The organism is Photobacterium iliopiscarium (genome assembly GCF_003026395.1).
Taxonomy (GTDB): Bacteria; Pseudomonadota; Gammaproteobacteria; order Enterobacterales; family Vibrionaceae; genus Photobacterium; species Photobacterium iliopiscarium.
The window spans coordinates 108,047-128,054 of the sequence record NZ_PYOO01000001.1 but is presented as its reverse complement, the minus strand read 5'-3'; the positions used below and the strand labels follow the sequence as shown (position 1 = coordinate 128,054).

Here is a 20,008-nt window from a genome sequence, read left to right as displayed (position 1 = left end):
GTTATATGCTTTTTTTTGCGTTTACTTTTTGTGAAACTTATATTCCATATGAAATAATAATGTAATGTGATAACTATCACTTTATATATAAATATGAATCGTTAGATTATCAATTCAATTTTTTTGATTATTGATTCTAAAATGAAAAAGACATTTACTGCGATTACTATTTCTTCTTTGCTTGCTTTGAGTCTTGTTTCTAGTTCTGTAATGGCTGCACCAAAAGTACCAGCGACTGAAACAGGATATAGCACCATTCAATTAACACAAATGGGACAACCTAAAAGTGTTCATTGGGTGACTGTAGATCAAATTGCTCAACAATTAAAAGGCAAACCACCAATGGCGGTAGGTTTTGATGTTGATGACACTGTATTATTTAGTTCCCCTGGTTTCTATCGTGGCAAACAAGTCTTTTCTCCAAACAATTTTAGCTATTTAAAAGATCAGAAATTCTGGGATAAAATGAATTGTGAGTGGGAAAAATTCAGTATTCCAAAACAAATTGGTAAAGAGTTAATTGCTATGCACCAAAAGCGTGGCGATGATATTTACTTTATCACTGGTCGCGATCCTTCAAAATGTGAAATTACTACGCAATATTTAAAAGATGTGTTTGGTATTAAGCATATGAATAAAGTTATTTTTGCGAGTTCGAGTAAAACAACCAATACTAAAACACCTTACATAAAAGCTGAAAATATCAAAGTATATTACGGTGATGCTGATAGTGATATTACAGCTGCACGTGATGCGGGTGCTGTAGGTATTCGTGTTATGCGTCCTGCTAACTCAACCAACCGTCCTATTGCTAAAAATGGTATCTACGGTGAAGAGGTTATTGTTAACTCTCAATACTAATTGTTACGCATAATATTTGCATTTTACTAAGATAATAATTGCCTGATCTATTATAAAATAGGTCAGGCATTTTTATATTTATATTTTGATGAGTACGAGCAACAAAGTCGTCATTATATTATACGTCGTTGTTTGCTTTGGTTGATGCTGATTACGGTATTGAGTGTGGTAGTATAAAGTAAATATAAAACAGCATTAAAAGAGGTGAATATCAATGCTAGTGATTTCTAATGCTGTGAGTTTGGGTGATTGGGAGATTGAATTAACAGCTATTCGTGCTCAAGGTGCGGGTGGACAAAACGTTAACAAAGTATCAAGTGCGATTCATTTACGGTTTGATATTAATCGATCTTCTTTGCCTGAATTTTATAAAGAACGATTATTGAAGTTATCCGATAGTCGCATAACAAAAGATGGTGTTATTGTCTTAAAAAGCCAACAACATCGTACTCAAGAAATGAACCGAGAAGAAGCTTTATCACGCTTAACACAGTTGATTCAGAGTGTAATGACGGTTCAAAAAGCGCGCCGAGCAACAAAGCCAACCAAAGGCTCTCAAGTGCGAAGAATGGACAAGAAAAATCAACGAGGTAAGACAAAACAATTACGTGGTAAAGTAGATATGTAACTATAAATGTCAGGCTGAATTGTTGCTATATGTACCACTGCATATTTAATGTGATGTTGACTGCATAATTGCGTTTGTTGTTAGTCGTTGTTGTTACTATCTATTAATATCTTACAATATTATACGGTTGGTAAAGCACTCGTTACTAACAGCATTACATAAGCTAATAAGTTGGTGAACAAGGATGTTTGAAAAAAAAACGTTACAATTATTACAGTTGTTTTATCGTGAAACTGAACGTGTACGCTTACTTGATATTGATCATTTACCACCATTAGGTATTGAACATCAGTCTGTAATGAACCAATGGTTAGAAACTAAACGTAATTTTCAGCGCGATGAAATTTATCAACAATACTGGATAAAGACTTGCAGTGCTGGCTATATCACTGAATTACGGTTACATGCTGATGGTACTTTAGATGAATTTACGTTATTTAATCGCCTTCATACGCAAGGACATTGGCAATTAGTTGATGGTGTTATCGAGATAGAAATCATTAAAGGTGATAACTGTTATCGTTGTGCCGTATATGCCAATCGTTACGTTAATATTCATTCCGCCATCGAATATAAAAATGATCAACTTCATTCCTATTTGAAATTGGCACAAACCCGTCCAATTCAGCGATAGATAATCACTTTTTTGTCTAACAAAGAGGCTTCCAATAGTGATTAAAGTCAGTACACTGAAATCAATTACTGAATATATTAGGGCATAAGGATGAGTAAAATAAAAACAGTAGCGATTGTTGGTGGTACACATGGAAATGAATTTAGTGGTATTTATTTATTACGTAAATGGCAGCAACCAACAGCAGTAGTGCGAGATAGTTTTAGTGTTGAAACTGTCTTTGCTAACCCTAAAGCTCACGATGACAATAAACGTTATGTTGACCATGATTTAAACCGTCAATTTAGTTTAACTGACTTAGCCAATAATGATTTGGCAAGTTATGAGCAGAGTCGCGCTAAAGTGATTAATCAACAGATTGGTCCTAAAGGCGATGCCCGCGTTGATTTTATTATCGATTTACATAATACCACCAGTAATATGGGGCCTTGTTTAATTTTATTGCAATCTGATAGTTTTAATCGTCAGATGGGGGCATACGTTAAAATGCAGATGCCTGATGCGGTGGTGGTATTTGAAGATCATACTCCCGTTGAACAAAACCATTTCCTTAGTTCTATTGCACCACAGGGCGTTATTGTTGAAGTTGGGCCGCAGCCGCAATCTGTGATCCGTCAGGATATTCTTGATTGGATGGATGAGATGGCAACCCATATTCTTGATTTCGTGCATTTACATAATACTGGTGAACTCTTATCGTTAATTCCAAGCTATGAAGCCTTCCGTTACCATGAAACGTTATCATTGCCTGTAGATGAGCAAGGACAGCGTATCGGCATGGTACATCGCTTAGTGCAAGATAATGATTTTAAACCGCTAAGTAATGGTGATCCAATCTTTACTTTGTTTGATGGCACTGAAGTGAATTGGCAAGGTGATTACGAGGCTTATCCTCATTTTATCAATGAAGCCGCTTATTATGATAATAATCTAGCGATGTCTTTGGCGAAGAAAATTGTGATGGAAACCCATGGTTAATTTGTTTGGGTGATAGCTAATTAGTAGGTACGATTACGCCTCAGGACACTGAGGCGTAATAAAATGGCTCACTGTGATCTATTTGATGATTTAACAACGACAATCGGCCGCTCATCGATAATGGCAACGTGTGAATCAACATCAAATACCGACCAAATTAAAGATGGTGTAATCGTCGTTATTGGATCGCCATAAGCAAACAATTTTCCTTGGTGCAACGCGGCCACTTTGGTTGAATATTGAATGGCCAAATTAAGATCATGAATCACCATTAATACACAAGCTTGGCTTTCTTGACTGTATTTTCTTACAAAATCAAGAAGCTTCATTTGGTTATGCATATCAAGCGCCGATGTCGGTTCATCAAGTATCAGCACTTTCGGTTGGTTAATAACGGCTTGCGCAAGCCCCACCATTTGGCTTTCACCGCCAGATAATTCAGTACACACTTTATTGGCTAAATGTAAAATTCCCATTTGTTTTAATAATTGTAAACTTTTTTCTGCACTGTTCGCTTTAGCAAATAAAGAATGTGATCCCATATTTAACGTGGTGATCAATAATTCAACCACGGTAATGGTGGCTGAAATACGGTGATCTTGAGGTAAGTAGCCAATATTCTCTAATGTTAACGGGTTTCCATGCAGTAATATTTGATGTGAATGTTGACGTAGATTTTGGGTAATATGACGCAGTAAGGTTGATTTACCAGCACCATTTTTACCGATAATCGCCACCATTTCGCCTAAAGCAATGGAGGGTAGGGATAAGTTATCTAAGATTACGTTATCGTCAAATGTGACTGAAATATCATTAATTTCAAGTGCCATTAAAAACGCCCCCCTTTTTTAATGATCAGATAAATAAAGAAAGGAATACCAATGATCGACATCACCACCGTTAGCGGCAAAATAATACCGGGCATAATGCTTTTACTGGCAATAGAAGCAAGTTCTAGTAATACTGCACCGACAAGGAATGATGCAGGTAGGAAGTAACGTTGATCTTCGCCTAATACCATACGGGCTATATGGGGAGCAACGAGTCCGACAAAGCCAACCGCACCCACAAATGAAACCGCTAGAGATGTGATCACTGATACCAATAATAAGGTTTTAATGCGCAGTCGCTTAACGTTTACTCCCATTGCTTGAGCACGTTCGTGACCGATTTTAAGGGTAGATAACTGCCAAGCATCTTTCATCATAATCAATAATACAATCGGTAACACAATCGCAAGGACGGTGATTTTTGCCCAACTGCCGCGATCAAGTGATCCCATTTGCCAAAATACTAATGTTTGTAGCTGAGTTTCACTGGCAACATATTGCATCATGGTCAGTAAACTGTCGTAGGCAAACATTAACGCAATACCAAATAGCATTACGCCTTCAATTGAAATTCGTTTTACTGATGAAATAGCGGCAATTAAAAAGGTGGTTAGTAAGCACATAATAAATGCCATTAACGCTATTTGATATTGTGGTGGAATGAAGGGAATCGCAATAGCGTTCGTGATCACTAATGATGCCCCAAACCCTGCGGCGGCTGAAACGCCAAAAGTATAGGGATCGGCAAGAGGGTTGTTTAATGTGGTTTGCATTTGTGCGCCAGCTAAGGCTAAAGCACCACCGATTAATGGTGCCATTAATGCCATGGGCATTCGAATATCCCAGACAATAATTTTACTGGCAATATCACTGGTTTGAGGATGAATCAATGCGTGGATCACTTGAGCAAAAGTTAGCCCTTGTGAGCCAATGAAAATATCCGCAATAACACAAATAATACTGAGTACAAAAAAAACAGCTAAGGCGATTTTTTTGTTACGGTTACGAATGTTATGTGTGTTTAACTCAAGTAGGATTGAGGTCATTACTGCATAGCCTTAAAGTTATTCTGACCAAAATCACCACTGATTTTGCGATGACCAAATTGCTTATTCATTTCTTCAAAGGTCTGTTCTGGATTCAGATTTTTAAATACGTTGGGATGGATCCATTTGGCAAAGTATTCCATGGCGACTAAGTTATACGGTGAGTTATAAAATGGCATATAAATCGAATAAACATCTTTGGTTTGATAAGCACTGACAGCTTGTAACCAATTACGATCCATTAATGCTGATGTGGCTATTTTTATCGCGGTGGGATTAGGGGTGTAACCTAATGGAATGCCATGCGTTGGCTGACCCTTATCATTAATCCAGCCAGTGGTTTGCATAATATAAACATCAGGTTGAGCTGTGATCACTGTTTCTGGTGACATTTGCCCAGTTACTGCGCCTTTTAGTGGTTTATCTGCAATATTAATCGCTTTTAAGAACGGAATATAAGCGCCCATATTACCGCCTGCAAATGTGCGACAACAGGAATCGCTGTAACCGGCCGCTCGCTCAATAAAGACCTTTTTGGGCTTCAGGTTGGGGGATTGGGCTAGCGCTTGCTCAATATTGGCAATATGAGTGAGGTAATAATGAGCAAATGCTTGTCCTTGTGCCCCTCGGCCGACGGCTTTCGCTACCGTTTCAACCGATTTTACAGTGTTCTTAATTGGGTTTTCACGAAAATCAACCGCGATAACTTTAATGCCTGCTGCGTTTAATTTTTTTAATAAACCGTTATCTTGCGCTAATTTAATATTAGATAAATCAACGATAAATAAATCAGGTTTCGGTTTTAAATTAATGAACCGTTCAGCATCAAATTCACCTGATTTTATCAATCCAATTTTAGGTACATGCTTGAGTGAAGGATATTGTTTGATGTAGTTGGCATACATACTGGGTGCGGAAAACTGCATATCATCGCGTGCAGCAACAAGGTGTTTGGCTGCATCTTGTTGATAAATAATTTCAAGTAAAGGAAAAATACGGCTAGTTGAGAGGGCAATATTTTGTGGCTGGTGGTCAAAGGTAATAGTACGCCCAGCCACATCAGTAACGGTAACCGGATAAGCAGCTGCAAAAGAGTTTAATGACCAAAAAGTAGCAGCACAAAGTGTAAGGAATTTTAGTTTAGTTCTCATAATGATACCCACAGAGAATGATTTCGTGAATAGTAATGATAATGCTTATCATTTTAAACTAAGATAAATGCAAACTTATACTGCAAAATTGAATGAGTTTGATTGTTATTTGTATTTATACGTGTAAATTGCTTGAAATTGTTAGAAAAGATTTGAGATTTAGGTCGCAGTATGAAAAAGTCGGAATACTTGGTTTTATCAATCAAAAAACATAACAATATTGATTATAATAAAGTTATTAACCATTACATGCCTTAATGTTCAGCAGTAATGAGAGATAACAAAGAGGAACGGCTATGTCATTAGTTATACCAATGGTTATCTTTATGCAGCAACATTTAGTCGCTGAAGGCAGTACACTTGTTGCAAAAAAAATGCAGTATGATCTTAACAGTCGACAACCCTTTTATGGTGTTAGCCTAGAAAAGCGTCATAAAATATTTCAATTAGCGATTACACATACCAGTATTGATAATATCGAAAACTATCACCGCTTATTATTGTGGTTATGGTCGGGGGTTTATCGAGAAGAACGCTATTTAGCCTTAGATGCTGGTGAGTATTATTCTGAATATCAAACGTTAGCCTCTTTTGATGTGTATCTTGAAATGTTAGCAACGGCGGATAATATTGATATTTTAGATCGTCTTGTGTCTAATTTGATCGGTAAGGTGATACTTCAAGAAAAAGACTTAGAACGTTACCTTATACAATGGCGTGAATCTGATAGTGTATGGTTAAAGCGGGCGTCAGTATTAGCGCACTTACACCATAAGCAACAGACGAATGTAGTGCTGTTAACGGAGACTATTTTATATCTTGCCGCTGATAAGTCATTGCTAGTACAGCAAGCGATGGGGCAAGTGTTAAATGCTTATAGTCAAATTGATTTCACTTTTGTTGATAATTTCATCAAAAATAATATGGCATTATTAACGCCACTGTGTCGACGTGAAGCAAGAAAACTCACAATGGTGGTAAATAGCACAGTTGATTAAAATTCCCGATGTTTGATAGTTTGTTGCTATCTATATGGTGTGATTTTTGCTACAACACCTAACGAAATTAACGTCTATTCAATTATGGGTAGGCGTTATTGTTTTTTTATGTTTAGTGTGGGTTTTTCAATGCAATTATATCAACAAGATGCCGTCGAATGGTTGTCTTCATTAGCGGACAATAGTATTGATCTTTTGATCACTGATCCTCCGTATGAGTCGTTAGAGAAGCACCGTAAAATTGGCACAACCACGCGACTAAAAAACAGTAAATCTTCAAGTAACCAGTGGTTTGATATTTTTCCTAATCAACGATTTCAAATGCTATTAGAACAAGCCTATCGTGTTTTAAAGCCAAACAGCCATTTCTATCTTTTTTGTGACCAAGAAACCATGTTTTATATTAAGCCTATTGCAGAGCAAGTTGGGTTTAAGTTTTGGAAACCGATTGTATGGGATAAAGTCGCAATAGGAATGGGATACCATTATCGAGCTCGTTATGAATTTATTCTTTTCTTTGAAAAAGGTAAGCGTAAATTATCTAATTTGTCTATTCCTGATGTGCTTGAATTTAAGCGTGTTTACCGTGGCTATCCAACAGAAAAACCAGTGCCTTTGATCGCAACGTTAATTGAACAAAGCTCAGTTATTGGTGATGTTGTCGCTGATCCCTTTTTTGGTTCGGGTTCAACGTTAGTTGCCGCGCAACAATTACAACGTCAAGCATGGGGTAATGATATATCAGATGCTGCGCACCAACATTTGCGTAGTCGAGTACAGCCAACATGATAGTGGCTGGTTGATTTAGGCGATTGATTTTGGTTGTTGGTAAGGGTGCAGTAAATGAAGAACTTTGATATAAATTTATTACGTATATTAAACGTGTTGTTGGAAGAACAAAGTGTTACAGCTACCGCAGCACGACTTCACCTCAGTCAATCGGCAGTAAGTAAACAGTTAGCAAAATTACGTCAAACCTTTGCAGATCCTTTATTTGAACGGACACCTTATGGTTTACGGCCAACGCCGAAAGCGCTCTCATTGTCTGATTCTGTTTATGACATTTTACAACAAATTAATCAATTAACACGTGCAGAGCTGTTTGATCCAGCACTTAGTCAGCGTCAATTTCATATTGATTTAGTCGAAACGGCATACTCATTAACATACCCTCGATTTATGCCGCAGATGCTACAGCAAGCCCCAGATATTAGTTTAACCAGTAAAACTTGGAATGATGATAGTTTACAGCGATTACTACGCTGTGAAATTGACTTTGGGATTGGTATTTTTGAGTGGGATGAACGTTCATCCAGTCATTATCGTAATGTACCCTCATCGTTAAATTATATTGAGCTAGCACGTGATTATCCAGTGTGCTTAATGCGTAAAGGACATCCGGCATTGAGTGAGCCGTGGAATTTAGATGCCTTTTTAAAATACCGTCATTTACAAGTTAGCATTGGCGGGTTAAAGCGGTGGCTGCTTGATGAAATTTTAGCGCTTGAGAATAAACAACTCGATAATGCGGTTAATATGACGGATTTTTATGCCGCAGCGAAGTTATGTGAGCAAAGTGATTTATTTATGTGTTATCCCTCAGGACCCGCACTTGCGATGATTGAAAATACCGAATTGATCATTCGTCCTATTCCTATTGAATTAGAACCAGGTGGTTATCTGTTATTATGGAATAAACATTTTGATTTAGATCCTAGCCATCAATGGTTACGGCAACTTATCACTAATGGAGCTAACGCCAGCTTGAGAAAATAAAGGATCACAAATGAAAATTCATTGCTCATGTTTTATATATAGAAGAGGCTAGTATATTAACCTTAATGGCGTATCGTATTTAAATATAGCGTAGAGATTATATTTAAATAATAAAGGTTGGTTATTATGTTACCTGAAGATAAAAAACTATTAGATCAAATACTGACTCTTGAAGGTAAGGATCTTTCGCGGTTAACGGCGGCGGAAAAAAAGATTTTTGATACATTTAAAGCGCGTGAGCATGAATTTGGCGTGAGTATTGATGTTGCCACTGAAGCACCTATTGGCGATTTAGGCCAAGGCACATCTGAATATGATATCAATGAGCAAGAAAAGCATTATCCTCGTGAAATTATTATTAAACAAGATTGAATACACCTTCTGTCGTTATAGGTAACGGCAGAATAGTTATTTGAATTTTATAAATATTTAATAGTATTAATAGATTAAATAAAAAACATAAGGCAATGATTGATTTTTAATTAGTTAAATTGCATTTTGAGCTTATTAATCATGATATAAAAATACTATTATTCATTTTGGATTCATCTTTAACGCTTAATATAATAGATATCGAATCTGCTTATTTATAGCCACAGTTTTTAATTTAATTTTAAGTTATGTAAATACGCATAAGAGGTTGATATGAAACGTTTAGCGATGGCAATCACAGGTATTGTAGCCGTTACTTGTCTAAGTACTGCTGCATGGGCTGACACCAGTATCCAAACGATTAAAGTATATGAAAACCCAAGTATTACTTCTCCGGTGGTTGAAACCATAAAGTCTGAGATACCATTAATTACTATTTATCAAAATAATGGTTGGGAAAAAGTGGGTGATACAACTAATGGTAATACGGGTTGGATCCAAAGTGTCGATCGTCAAATGATAGCAAAAGCGAATACTAAGGTTTTACCTGATCAAACGACCAATACTATAAAAACTAAAGATGGTGAGAAGAGTGTAACTAAGGGTGTATTACAAACACCACAAGGTCCATTCCATTATGAAATTGTGCAATTTCAAGGCAACAACCATAATCAAAAGGTAGATAAATCCCTTTTTGATGCGATGCAGAAGCAACAGCTTGACATGAATCAAGCCTTTGCAAATTCTTGGAATACAATGGGTAGTCCAAATAATTTTAATACCATGCAAGCGAATATGGCGAAGTTAATCCATCAGCAACAACAGCAAATGTTAATTATGCAAAAGCAATTTCAGCAAGCTGGAATTACTTCACCAACACAACCTAAACTAAATGTTCATTTAACAACGAAAGCTGCTGTTGCAACACCAGAAGTTGTACCAGCTAAATAATATTTAGTTAATGGTATTAAAAAGCCGTGTATTTATCTCTAAATTTATAAGAGGTAAATAAGCGGCTTTTTATCTATTTTATTTTTATTTATTTTAATGCTGAATATTTAAGGAGAAATCACTATTGAATGGTTTTCCTTTTAAGTTTGTTGTTACACGAATAACATTTTCATGCTCAAGTTTATGACAGCCAATAGTTGTGTTTGCTGCGTAAATATCAGCACCGCTATTCACTGAACATAATAATTGGAATACGTTGACGTCACCTTCTTTTGGTACGTAAGTTTCTGGGAAGGTAATATCATAAATACCTTTTGACTGTTTATTTACTGTTATTTGGCCTTCTGCTATATCTGGGCCTTGAGTAACATTCACATAACTCAGATCGTTATTATATCTAACGTGAACGGTTACTTCATGCGAAGTGCGTGGGTATACTTTTTGTGGCGGTTTTGGTGGGTTTTTTATATTAATGAAGTCGATTGGTTGACTGATATCAATACTTTTTATATAAGCGGTGACATTATTTTTTTCGTCAATTTTAAATCCCATCCAAGGGTAGCGATGAGTAATATCGATACTTTCATTACTGACTTTGGCCAGAACTAAAGGTTGATCTCTTACGAGATCTGCAATTCTGTCTAATGTATAACTAATTTCTTCACCGTATTTGTTACGTTCTTCGTCCGTTGCATTAATGGCCTGATCCCATTCAGTACGTAATACTTGTTGTTCTGCTTCGGTACAGACGGATTGTCCATTAGCATTGATGATTGATTGAGATACGGCTTTATCACCAAAAAGATCATCCATATCATCTAAACTAAACTGATCGCGTTCTATTGTGTATTGCTGTATTTTTTTTGTATTGGGTGATTGTCTTAATATATAACCACCGACTGCTTCATTATATCGGCGGGAAGAAGATAGTTCTACATATCGAGTACCGCTACAATCAGGTGTTTTATAATAAAATGTATTGGCAATGGCACTAATGTCAGCAACCTCTCCCACTATTGGAACGATCTCTCCTTGTCCATTAATAAAGCCATTCCAATTGTCTCGATTAATATTGGCATAACTTCCATTATCAGTCATATATGGAAAAGCATCACCATCTGATGTATAGCCAATAAAATGGCCATTATGGTCTTGATAATAATTACTATTTTCTGCACTTAATGCATGAAGTGAAAAGCTTGCTAAGCTGATATTTATAATAGTCATTAGTATCTGTTTATTTTTTTTCTTCATTATGTGTATTCTTATAGGCTGTTAAAAATAAAGTGTTATAGTCATTTAATGAGCATCGGTACGCATAATTATTATATGTCAATATATTGACGTAGTAGTTGTATTTTACTCTCATTATCTTTCTTTATATTAACAGTGTGACTATTTTTAGTTATCAAATGCTTTAGAATAATAATTAATACGAATACTTATGTGGGGGTAATGGGTTATTAATTACTTTATTGCCTGTCTATAATGAAGATGTTTAGTTGTAATAAATATAAGAAAATTGAAGATTTACTATCTTTAAAACCTCTTACTTTATTTATCTAAATATAATAGTAAGAGGTTTTATTTTTATATTAACGTTGAAGATTTAATGAAAAATCACTATCAAAAGGTTTTCCTTTATAGTTCGTGGTTACACGAATAATATTATTATTATTTAGTTTATGGCAACCGATGGTAGTGTTTGCTGCATAAATATCGGCACCGCTATTAACAGAACATAATACTTGGAAAGTATTTACACTACTTTTTTTCGATAAGTAATTTTCAGGGAATGAAATATCATAGACGCCTGTTGATTCTTTATTTACTGTTATTTGCGATACAAAAATATCAGGACCTTGGGTAATGTTAACATAACTAAGATCGCCAGTATAACGAACGTGAGCTGTAACATTATGAGATGTACGTGGGAATGATAACTCTTCAGGTGGCACTGGTGGTGGTGTCTCTCCGAGAATCAGTTCAATACCATGGCCAAAACGAGCAGCTTTTATATAACCTATAACATTATGATTTTCTTCGATATCAAATCCCATCCAAGGGTAGCGGTTAGTCATATCGATACCATCGTCACTAACTTTTCCTAAGACTAAACGATTATTCATTGCTTCTTCAGGGATTGTGTCAATTATATAATCAACTTTCTCGCGATTCGCTTCTAGTTCTTCTGCTGGCCCATTTTCTACCAAATTTATTGCCCAATCCCACTGATCTCTAAGTTCTTGTTGGTGGGTTTTAGTACAAATAAATTTTCCATTTTCATCGATTTTTGATTGAGATACACCTTTATCACCAAACATATCATCACCCACATTATCCATACTAAAGGGTTCATGTGTGACAGTATATTGGGTTATTTTTTTTGTTGTTGGTGACTCTTTTAATATTTCAGTCTCAAACGGATCTTCGTGATAATAATGATAGAGCTTTAATTTTACATATCGAGTACCAGTACAATCTGAAGTTTGGTAATAAAAGTCATTTGTAGTGTGATCTACGTCTAAATAGTTTCTGAAAGTCATTATCTGGCCTTTTGTATTTATAAAACCATTCCAATCATCTCTAGAAATTTGAGCACGATCACCTACCTCTGTCCATGTTGGAAAAAAGTAAGGATCTGTAGTATACCCAATAAAAACTCCGTCATAATCTTGATAATAATTGCTGCTAGCTTCAAGGCTTAATGCATTAACTGAAAAGCTAGCTAAACTGATATTTATAATATTAATTAATAACTTCTTATTCATTATTTTCATTGCTTATATCCATAAAAGTAATTTAAAATAAACTATAGTTTTGTGTAACTTATATTTAACAAATAGTATATATTAAATTTTACATCAGATGAAGATTAATGCTATTAATTCTTTATTTAACAATGGCTTGGTATTTATTTATCTTATGGTTCAATAGGAGTAAATATTTGTTGTGAATAGTTTTTATTATATTTTTAGAATTAAATTTTAGTAATATATAATGACTAAAATTTTTATTTTTTTGAATAACGCTAGGATATTATTAATTATTATGATCACAGATATTCATTGCCATTTAGAATCGGTTGCACCTGAAAATATAGCTTCTTTTATTGCGGCGGGTAATAAAATAGGAGCGGTATCAATGACACTTAATAGCGCTCAGCAACTATTGAAATTAAAGCGACAATATCCTAATTCGATTGAATTGTTTTTAGGTATACACCCTGAAGTTACACCTGATGAAGCTATGATAGAAGCGGTGATTGCGTTGATCCATCAGCATCATACTTTGTTGAGCGGTATTGGTGAGATTGGTATACCGTTCTTTTATCTTGATGATAAAACAGCAACTGAAAAGCGACATATAAAACAGCAAGGTACACAACTAATGGCTCGGTTTGTTGCTATAGCTGCGGACTATGACCTGCCGGTTAATTTGCATGTGGTGGAAGATGACATTGCGCTAGCACTTCCTATATTGCAGCAATATGATGTTGAAGGCGCTTTATTTCATTGGTACGAAGGTACTACGACACAATTAGCCCTGTTACAGCAACAAGGACATTTTATTTCAGTGAGTCCGTGGATTTTTGTCGATGATCATTATTGGCAATTTGTGCAGAATATACCGCTATCGATGATGTTAGTTGAATCTGATGCGCCATGTAAATATAACGGAGAGGTTGGTGAACCGAGTATGGTGGTTGCTGTGATCGCGGCTTTGGCTAAATACCATCAAATGCCGATAGCACAATTAACAGCAATATTAGCCGCTAATACTCAGTGTTATCTTCGAAAAGAGGGAAAAAAGGTGAAGATGGTTAAGTGATAACCTAAACGACAGTCTATTTTTATATAAAGCTGATTGATAACAGCGTAGGATGAAACAAATATAAAAATAGGGTGCGCGTAGGTGCACGTATAGAAAATTATGCAATTAACAGCAAAAGCCTCACAAAATCGTGCTTTACTTATTTCAATCCAAACACCGCAGTTTAAAGGTGATGAAGCCAAAGCATCACTGGCTGAATTAGCTCGTCTTGTTACCACGCTTGGTTTTAAAGTTGTTGGTACTCAATCACAAAAACTCAGTTCAAACCAACGAATGAATGTGCTTGGTTCAGGTAAGATGGCTGAAATAGCGCATCTTACGGGTAATCAAGGCTTTGTTGACGATTTTGACGATGATGATGACATTGTTGATGAGATGCTTTTTAGCGAACTACCGTCTGAAGATTTACCCTTTGGTAGTGCTGATGTGGTGGTATTTGATTGCGATTTAAGCCCATCACAATTGCGTAATGTTGAAAATCAACTGGGTGTTGAGGTTTTTGATCGCACCGGTATTATTATCGAAATCTTTAGTCGTCATGCGCGTACTCGAACTGCACGACTACAAGTTGAAATTGCACGTCTTAATTATCTAGCGCCACGTTTACGTGAGTCAACCAGTGGTAATAAAGAACGCCAAATGGGTAAGGGTGCGGGTGAAACTACACTTGAACTTGATCGTCGTAAAGTTCGTGATCAATTAGCTGAATTAAGACGTGAATTAGTCAGTGTTCAAGATGAACTTAAAGGCCGACGTACTCAACGTTCTGAGCTTTTCTGTGTCGCATTAGTCGGTTATACCAATGCAGGTAAGTCATCAATGATGCGTGCATTAACGGGCAGTGAAGTGCTGGTTGAAAACAAATTATTTGCCACACTTGATACGACTGTGCGTGCTTTACAACCCATTACTCAACCGCGTATTTTAGTGTCTGATACGGTTGGTTTTATTAAAAAGCTTCCGCACGATTTAGTGGCGTCATTCCATTCAACATTGGCAGAAGCACATGATGCTTCTTTATTGTTATATGTGGTTGATGCATCAGATCCTTCTTTCCGCTCGCAACTTGATGTCGTCCATGAAGTGCTACATGAAGTGGGTGTTGACGATATTCCTAAGCAATTGGTGTTAAATAAATCAGACCAATTGAGTGAGGAGGAGCAACAAGCATTAATGGTTGAGTTTCCTGATGCTGTTATGACATCAACCCGTAATCCTGCTGATATTGCCAAGCTACATCAATATATCGTTAATATTGCACAAGATGAGATGACTGAAGAAGAAATCATCGTGCCATATACTGCAAATGGTATTATCGGTGAAATTCGCTCAAGCATGAGTGTGACAAAGGAAGAGTATGAGTATGAACATATTATTTTCACTGTACGCTCAAACCCAATTAATTTAGCGCGTCTTAAAAAACAGATGCAGAATAAAGACTAAGCCTAAATAATACGGCTAAGTTTTATGTCTTATACCATCATAAAATACGCAGCAAATAATAGGCTGCGTATTTAAAATGAGCGATGATTCGCTCATTTTTTTTCTTTGTGCTCGCCTTTAAAGCCTAAAAAAGATAACTGTTTTTTTGCCGCTTCTGGTGGGGTGTCGTTGTTATCGCTATCATTTTCTTCTGCGGCAGGATGTGTTGAAAGTGGCAGTAATCTAAATATTGCAAATCCACCTTCTTTACGTACAAACGAAATTTGACGGTGTAAAAGGTTATTACTTGTTTTTGTTGCCGCTAAGGTTTTGTCATTGACCAATGCTAATGGGGCAATCATCGCTTGGCAATGATAAAGCTTGTAATTGTAATCATTAAAGAAACGGCAAGGTTGATCAAGCGTAAATGTCTCGCCTTCAAGTAAATGACGACTATTCTCCACTGCGTTATTAATGTCAGTGATGTTAGCGGCAAATGCACAAGCAGTGGTAAAGCTAATGCCCGTAATCACTAATAAGCTAGTGGAAATGATTTTTTTTAGCATAGAGTATTCCTAGTTTAATCTAAGTTGAATGCAAAAAAGCCAATACCGAGGAATAAGGATATTCACTGATATTGGCTTTATTATAAACAGGGTCTGATCTAGCTTAGGTTAAGCTGCTGCAAACTCATTCAGTAATTCTTTTTGGCGATCACTAAGGTTAAGTGGTGTTTCAATGATAAGTTGAACGATCAAATCCCCCGTATTGCCTTTACGATCAGTAACGCCTTTACCTTTTAGACGGAATTTACGACCAGTTTGTGTGCCTTCAGGTATTTTCAAACTGATTGCGCCACCTAATGTATTGACTTCCACTTTACCGCCTAAGGCTGCGGTAACAAAATCAGTGGTTGCTTTACAAAGTAGGTTATTACCTTCGCGAGTGTAGCGTGGGTGTGGACGAATATTCATCTGAATATAAACATCACCCTGAGGACCACCGTTGATACCAGGATGACCTTTACCGCTTAAACGGATACGACCACCTTCTTCGATACCCGCTGGAATTTTGATGTTAAGTTTTTTATTGGTTTGGGTACTGCCTTCAAAAACAGGGAGATCAATAACGCGTGATGCACCACTGATCGCATCTTCAAGATCGATTTCCATTGTGTATTGAAGATCTTCACCTTTTTGAGGGCGGGTTGAATGACGACCACCAAAACCACCTCGGCCACCACGTGCATTGGAGAACATATCGCCAAACGCACCGCCAAACATATCTTCAAAATCCCCATAACCAGCTTGCTGGCCAAAGCCTTGTTGACCACCTCGACCGCCACCCATACCTGGATTTTCAAACGCATCATGACCAAATTGATCGTAAGCTGTGCGTTTTTCTTTATCCATTAGGATCTCATAAGCCGCTTTTACTTCTTTGAATTTATCAGCTGCGGTTGGATCATCAGGGTTTTTATCTGGGTGGAACTTCATTGCTAGCTTTTTGTAAGCTTTTTTAATTTCTTTGTCAGATGCAGTTTTGGCGACACCAAGAACTTCATAAAAATCGCGTTTTGACATTGGTAACACCTCTTATCCCTAGCGGGACAACTATCTGGAACATTCTAAATCATGCAATTAAACATATGATAACGAAAAATGGCATCATACTTAAACAGTTAATGATCTAAAAAGGCACAGATAGTTAGCCTAGTGGGATTATCTCTCTATTGTAATCGTCGAAATGGGCGAGAGATAAAGATCTCTACGCCCATTGTTTTTGTGAAGTTTTTACTTTGTGCGGTCGATTATTGATCTAACAATGTATCGATATAGCAACAATAGTGTCTTACTTCATTTCTTCAAACTCAGCATCTACAACGTCATCATCTTTCGCATTTTGTTGCTGGTTTGCGTCAGATTGTCCTTGAGTATTTGCTTGGGTTTGAGCCTGAGCATGTTCCATTATTTTTTGTGCTGCTGTCATTAACGCTTGAGTTTGGGTATCTATTGCGGACTTATCATCACTAGATTTAACCGCTTCAAGTGCTGTAATAGCAGCTTCAATGTTCGTTTTTTCTGCTTCAGGGAAGCTATCTCCCGCTTCAGCCATCTGTTTCCGAGTGCTATGAATCAATTGATCCGCTTGGTTACGTGCAGTGACTAACTCTTCAAACTGTTTGTCTGCGTCTTTGTTCGCTTCTGCTTCTTGTACCATCTTCTCAATTTCAGCTTCTGTTAAACCGCCAGACGCTTGAATCGTGATCTTTTGTGCTTTGCCTGTTGCTTTATCTGTGGCTGATACATTTAAAATACCATCCGCATCTAAATCAAATGTAACATCAATTTGTGGCATACCACGAGGTGCAGCTTGGATACCTTCAAGGTTAAACTGACCTAATGATTTATTATGTACCGCTTGTTTACGCTCGCCTTGAAGAACATGGATCGTTACTGCATTTTGATTATCTTCAGCAGTAGAGAACACTTGATTCGCTTTCGTCGGAATTGTGGTGTTCTTATCAATCAAGGTTGTCATTACCCCACCCATGGTTTCAATACCAAAGGATAGTGGAGTTACATCAAGCAATAGTACATCTTTTACATCGCCCGCTAACACACCTGCTTGAATGGCTGCGCCCATCGCAACAGCTTCATCTGGGTTAACGTCTTTACGCGGTTCTTTGCCAAAGAAATCAGTTACTACTTTTTGTACCATCGGCATCCGTGTTTGACCACCCACTAAAATCACATCAGTAATGTCATTTATAGTTAGGTTAGCATCTTTTAATGCTGATTTTACAGGGTCTAGTGTGCCTTGTACTAGGTCTTCAACCAGTGATTCCAATTTTGCACGTGTGATCTTAACATTCAAGTGTTTAGGACCGGTCGCATCGGCTGTGACGTAAGGCAGATTAACATCAGTTTGTTGTGCTGACGATAATTCAATCTTCGCTTTTTCAGCGGCTTCTTTTACACGCTGCATTGCTAATGGATCATTTTTAAGATCGATGCCTTGGTCTTTCTTGAACTCGCTTACAAGGTAGTTAATTAAACGGGTATCAAAGTCTTCACCACCAAGATGAGTATCACCATTGGTTGCTAATACTTCAAACGTTTGCTCGCCATCAACGTTATCAATTTCAATAATAGAAATATCAAACGTACCACCCCCTAAGTCATAGACAGCAATAACACTGTCACCAGCTTTTTTATCAAGACCATACGCTAATGCTGCGGCTGTTGGTTCATTGATAATACGCTTAACATCAAGACCTGCAATACGACCTGCATCTTTTGTTGCTTGACGTTGAGCATCGTTAAAGTAAGCCGGAACGGTAATGACTGCACCTGTTACTTTTTCACCTAAGTATTCTTCTGCTGTTTTCTTCATCTTCTTTAAAATTTCAGCAGAAACTTGTGGTGCGGCCATTTTTTGACCTTTTGCTTCAACCCATGCGTCACCATTATCAGCCTTAATAATTTTGTAAGGCATGATATCAAGATCACGTTGGATTTCATCATCTTCAAAACGACGACCGATTAAACGTTTAATCGCAAACAAGGTATTTTCAGGGTTAGTCACGGCCTGACGTTTTGCGGGTTGGCCGACTAAGGTTTCACCATCGGTGTAGGCAATGATTGATGCCGTGGTACGCTCACCTTCCGCATTTTCAATAACACGTGGTGTACCGCCGTCTAAAACAGCAACACAAGAATTCGTTGTACCTAGGTCAATACCGATAATCTTACTCATATTTATTATTTCCTTTGTGCGTTGCATTGATTAGTTTTTCTTATTCGAACGGCGAGTTATAAGTATGCCATTAAGGTCCATGAAAATCGTTCATGTGGGCCTTGGGAATAAGATTAATCAATCCAACTAAATTTTTTGAATAACCCATAATAGGGCTGAATATTGACGGAGCTATTAGCGACCCACATTAATAATGCATGACGAATAAAGCCAATAGCTCAACGTTATTATTACGAGAGGAGCACTTACAACTGATGAGGTTTACTCGGCAGTCGGTGCTACTGATGCTGATTGACCAATTGCAATTTTACGCGGTTGCATTGCTTCTGGTACTTCACGGAAAAGGTCAATATGTAGCAGACCATTTTCAAGATTAGCACCCACAACACTTACGTAATCAGCAAGTTGGAATTTACGTTCAAAGTTACGCTCAGCAATACCCTGGTAAATAAAGTTCTTGTCTTCTTCTGGTGCACGAGTACCAGTCACAACAAGCATATTCTCGTTTTGAGTAAGATCTAAACGTTCTTCAGAGAAACCAGCAACTGCCATAGTGATACGGTAGTTATTCTCATCCGTTTGTTCGATATTGTACGGAGGGTATCCCGTTGCTTGGGTTTTAGTGTTGCTTGCTTCAACAAGGTTAAACAAGCGATCAAAACCAATAGCATGACGGTATAGGGGAGTGAAATCTACATTACGCATAAAAACTATCCTCAATAATAAGCAATAGTCTTAGTTGATTGTTAAGTGTGTCGTTATCGACAG

General features: G+C 37.1%; 20 protein-coding genes. 11 read left to right on the top strand and 9 right to left on the bottom strand.

The genetic code is table 11. From position 1 onward, the window contains the following. Positions 1–141 precede the first annotated feature (141 nt). The 4 genes from aphA to C9J51_RS00545 all read left to right on the top strand — a co-directional run bounded on the left by aphA (position 142) and on the right by C9J51_RS00545 (position 3,101). Complete coding sequence (gene aphA, locus C9J51_RS00560) at positions 142–861, top strand: acid phosphatase AphA (RefSeq protein WP_045036480.1); 720 nt, start codon at positions 142–144, stop codon at positions 859–861. Between the two features lie 214 nt (positions 862–1,075). Continuing rightward, positions 1,076–1,489: an alternative ribosome rescue aminoacyl-tRNA hydrolase ArfB gene (arfB, locus tag C9J51_RS00555; RefSeq protein WP_045036481.1), complete on the top strand. Its 414-nt coding sequence runs from the start codon at positions 1,076–1,078 to the stop codon at positions 1,487–1,489. Between the two features lie 184 nt (positions 1,490–1,673). Continuing rightward, positions 1,674–2,123 (top strand): hypothetical protein, encoded by a 450-nt coding sequence (locus tag C9J51_RS00550; protein WP_107180337.1) that lies wholly within the window; start codon positions 1,674–1,676, stop codon positions 2,121–2,123. A 90-nt stretch (positions 2,124–2,213) separates the two neighbouring features. Beyond that, positions 2,214–3,101 (top strand): aspartoacylase, encoded by an 888-nt coding sequence (locus C9J51_RS00545; RefSeq protein WP_045040144.1) that lies wholly within the window; start codon positions 2,214–2,216, stop codon positions 3,099–3,101. Positions 3,102–3,169: 68 nt separating this feature from the next. Here C9J51_RS00545 and C9J51_RS00540 read toward each other — a convergent pair whose 3' ends face one another. Genes C9J51_RS00540 through C9J51_RS00530 form a run of 3 tightly spaced genes read right to left on the bottom strand, consistent with a single transcriptional unit; the run spans position 3,170 to position 6,128 of the window. Then, entirely contained in the window at positions 3,170–3,931 is a 762-nt protein-coding gene (locus tag C9J51_RS00540; RefSeq protein WP_045040164.1) for an ABC transporter ATP-binding protein, read from the bottom strand. After that, on the bottom strand, positions 3,931–4,977 hold the full coding sequence (locus tag C9J51_RS00535) for a FecCD family ABC transporter permease (protein ID WP_107274780.1): 1,047 nt from the start codon (positions 4,975–4,977) through the stop codon (positions 3,931–3,933). Before C9J51_RS00535 ends, C9J51_RS00540 begins: the two co-directional genes overlap by 1 nt. Further along, positions 4,977–6,128 (bottom strand): ABC transporter substrate-binding protein, encoded by a 1,152-nt coding sequence (locus C9J51_RS00530; RefSeq protein ID WP_045036486.1) that lies wholly within the window; start codon positions 6,126–6,128, stop codon positions 4,977–4,979. The genes C9J51_RS00535 and C9J51_RS00530 overlap by 1 nt, the downstream gene beginning before the upstream one ends. 296 nt (positions 6,129–6,424) lie before the next feature. Here C9J51_RS00530 and C9J51_RS00525 point away from each other — a divergent pair, with 296 nt between their 5' ends. From C9J51_RS00525 to C9J51_RS00505, 5 genes are all read left to right on the top strand, one after another. Beyond that, positions 6,425–7,126: a DNA alkylation repair protein gene (locus C9J51_RS00525; RefSeq protein WP_045036487.1), complete on the top strand. Its 702-nt coding sequence runs from the start codon at positions 6,425–6,427 to the stop codon at positions 7,124–7,126. A gap of 129 nt (positions 7,127–7,255) precedes the next feature. Continuing rightward, positions 7,256–7,915 carry a DNA-methyltransferase gene (locus tag C9J51_RS00520; protein WP_045036525.1) on the top strand — a complete coding sequence of 220 codons (660 nt, stop codon included), beginning with the start codon at positions 7,256–7,258 and terminating at the stop codon, positions 7,913–7,915. Positions 7,916–7,969: 54 nt separating this feature from the next. After that, complete coding sequence (locus C9J51_RS00515) at positions 7,970–8,902, top strand: LysR substrate-binding domain-containing protein (protein WP_045040145.1); 933 nt, start codon at positions 7,970–7,972, stop codon at positions 8,900–8,902. Between the two features lie 126 nt (positions 8,903–9,028). After that, positions 9,029–9,274 carry a hypothetical protein gene (locus C9J51_RS00510; RefSeq protein WP_045040146.1) on the top strand — a complete coding sequence of 82 codons (246 nt, stop codon included), beginning with the start codon at positions 9,029–9,031 and terminating at the stop codon, positions 9,272–9,274. 273 nt (positions 9,275–9,547) lie between these two features. Beyond that, positions 9,548–10,225 (top strand): SH3 domain-containing protein, encoded by a 678-nt coding sequence (locus C9J51_RS00505; RefSeq protein WP_052668074.1) that lies wholly within the window; start codon positions 9,548–9,550, stop codon positions 10,223–10,225. Between the two features lie 93 nt (positions 10,226–10,318). Here the strand turns inward: C9J51_RS00505 and C9J51_RS00500 are convergent, their stop codons facing one another. Further along, positions 10,319–11,452 (bottom strand): hypothetical protein, encoded by a 1,134-nt coding sequence (locus C9J51_RS00500; protein WP_146144514.1) that lies wholly within the window; start codon positions 11,450–11,452, stop codon positions 10,319–10,321. Positions 11,453–11,820: 368 nt separating this feature from the next. Continuing rightward, positions 11,821–13,005: a hypothetical protein gene (locus tag C9J51_RS00495; RefSeq protein ID WP_080155737.1), complete on the bottom strand. Its 1,185-nt coding sequence runs from the start codon at positions 13,003–13,005 to the stop codon at positions 11,821–11,823. A 271-nt stretch (positions 13,006–13,276) separates the two neighbouring features. Between C9J51_RS00495 and C9J51_RS00490 the strand changes: the two genes are divergently transcribed. Both C9J51_RS00490 and hflX read left to right on the top strand, forming a co-directional pair. Next, positions 13,277–14,056 carry a TatD family hydrolase gene (locus tag C9J51_RS00490; protein ID WP_045040151.1) on the top strand — a complete coding sequence of 260 codons (780 nt, stop codon included), beginning with the start codon at positions 13,277–13,279 and terminating at the stop codon, positions 14,054–14,056. Positions 14,057–14,158: 102 nt separating this feature from the next. Continuing rightward, positions 14,159–15,502 carry a GTPase HflX gene (gene hflX, locus C9J51_RS00485; RefSeq protein ID WP_045036493.1) on the top strand — a complete coding sequence of 448 codons (1,344 nt, stop codon included), beginning with the start codon at positions 14,159–14,161 and terminating at the stop codon, positions 15,500–15,502. Positions 15,503–15,594: 92 nt separating this feature from the next. Here hflX and C9J51_RS00480 read toward each other — a convergent pair whose 3' ends face one another. From C9J51_RS00480 to C9J51_RS00465, 4 genes are all read right to left on the bottom strand, one after another. Beyond that, positions 15,595–16,047, bottom strand: coding sequence for a hypothetical protein (locus tag C9J51_RS00480; protein ID WP_045036494.1), 453 nt, complete (start codon positions 16,045–16,047; stop codon positions 15,595–15,597). A gap of 108 nt (positions 16,048–16,155) precedes the next feature. Further along, positions 16,156–17,064, bottom strand: coding sequence for a DnaJ C-terminal domain-containing protein (locus C9J51_RS00475; RefSeq protein WP_045036495.1), 909 nt, complete (start codon positions 17,062–17,064; stop codon positions 16,156–16,158). A gap of 268 nt (positions 17,065–17,332) precedes the next feature. Further along, positions 17,333–19,240: a molecular chaperone DnaK gene (gene dnaK, locus C9J51_RS00470; protein ID WP_107250334.1), complete on the bottom strand. Its 1,908-nt coding sequence runs from the start codon at positions 19,238–19,240 to the stop codon at positions 17,333–17,335. Between the two features lie 261 nt (positions 19,241–19,501). Beyond that, entirely contained in the window at positions 19,502–19,945 is a 444-nt protein-coding gene (locus C9J51_RS00465) for an Hsp20 family protein (protein ID WP_045040152.1), read from the bottom strand. Positions 19,946–20,008: the final 63 nt, after the last annotated feature.

What these genes read in the sequence shown, in the direction of transcription:
- C9J51_RS00535 (WP_107274780.1), bottom strand. Translation starts at nt 4,977, where the DNA reads ATGACCTCAATCCTACTTGAGTTAAACACACATAACATTCGTAACCGT.
- C9J51_RS00500 (WP_146144514.1), bottom strand. Translation starts at nt 11,452, where the DNA reads ATGACTATTATAAATATCAGCTTAGCAAGCTTTTCACTTCATGCATTA.
- C9J51_RS00515 (WP_045040145.1), top strand. Translation starts at nt 7,970, where the DNA reads ATGAAGAACTTTGATATAAATTTATTACGTATATTAAACGTGTTGTTG.
- C9J51_RS00480 (WP_045036494.1), bottom strand. Translation starts at nt 16,047, where the DNA reads ATGCTAAAAAAAATCATTTCCACTAGCTTATTAGTGATTACGGGCATT.
- C9J51_RS00510 (WP_045040146.1), top strand. Translation starts at nt 9,029, where the DNA reads ATGTTACCTGAAGATAAAAAACTATTAGATCAAATACTGACTCTTGAA.
- hflX (WP_045036493.1), top strand. Translation starts at nt 14,159, where the DNA reads ATGCAATTAACAGCAAAAGCCTCACAAAATCGTGCTTTACTTATTTCA.
- C9J51_RS00505 (WP_052668074.1), top strand. Translation starts at nt 9,548, where the DNA reads ATGAAACGTTTAGCGATGGCAATCACAGGTATTGTAGCCGTTACTTGT.
- aphA (WP_045036480.1), top strand. Translation starts at nt 142, where the DNA reads ATGAAAAAGACATTTACTGCGATTACTATTTCTTCTTTGCTTGCTTTG.
- C9J51_RS00525 (WP_045036487.1), top strand. Translation starts at nt 6,425, where the DNA reads ATGTCATTAGTTATACCAATGGTTATCTTTATGCAGCAACATTTAGTC.
- arfB (WP_045036481.1), top strand. Translation starts at nt 1,076, where the DNA reads ATGCTAGTGATTTCTAATGCTGTGAGTTTGGGTGATTGGGAGATTGAA.
- C9J51_RS00530 (WP_045036486.1), bottom strand. Translation starts at nt 6,128, where the DNA reads ATGAGAACTAAACTAAAATTCCTTACACTTTGTGCTGCTACTTTTTGG.
- C9J51_RS00545 (WP_045040144.1), top strand. Translation starts at nt 2,214, where the DNA reads ATGAGTAAAATAAAAACAGTAGCGATTGTTGGTGGTACACATGGAAAT.
- C9J51_RS00465 (WP_045040152.1), bottom strand. Translation starts at nt 19,945, where the DNA reads ATGCGTAATGTAGATTTCACTCCCCTATACCGTCATGCTATTGGTTTT.
- C9J51_RS00495 (WP_080155737.1), bottom strand. Translation starts at nt 13,005, where the DNA reads ATGAAAATAATGAATAAGAAGTTATTAATTAATATTATAAATATCAGT.
- C9J51_RS00490 (WP_045040151.1), top strand. Translation starts at nt 13,277, where the DNA reads ATGATCACAGATATTCATTGCCATTTAGAATCGGTTGCACCTGAAAAT.
- C9J51_RS00550 (WP_107180337.1), top strand. Translation starts at nt 1,674, where the DNA reads ATGTTTGAAAAAAAAACGTTACAATTATTACAGTTGTTTTATCGTGAA.
- C9J51_RS00475 (WP_045036495.1), bottom strand. Translation starts at nt 17,064, where the DNA reads ATGTCAAAACGCGATTTTTATGAAGTTCTTGGTGTCGCCAAAACTGCA.
- C9J51_RS00520 (WP_045036525.1), top strand. Translation starts at nt 7,256, where the DNA reads ATGCAATTATATCAACAAGATGCCGTCGAATGGTTGTCTTCATTAGCG.
- dnaK (WP_107250334.1), bottom strand. Translation starts at nt 19,240, where the DNA reads ATGAGTAAGATTATCGGTATTGACCTAGGTACAACGAATTCTTGTGTT.
- C9J51_RS00540 (WP_045040164.1), bottom strand. Translation starts at nt 3,931, where the DNA reads ATGGCACTTGAAATTAATGATATTTCAGTCACATTTGACGATAACGTA.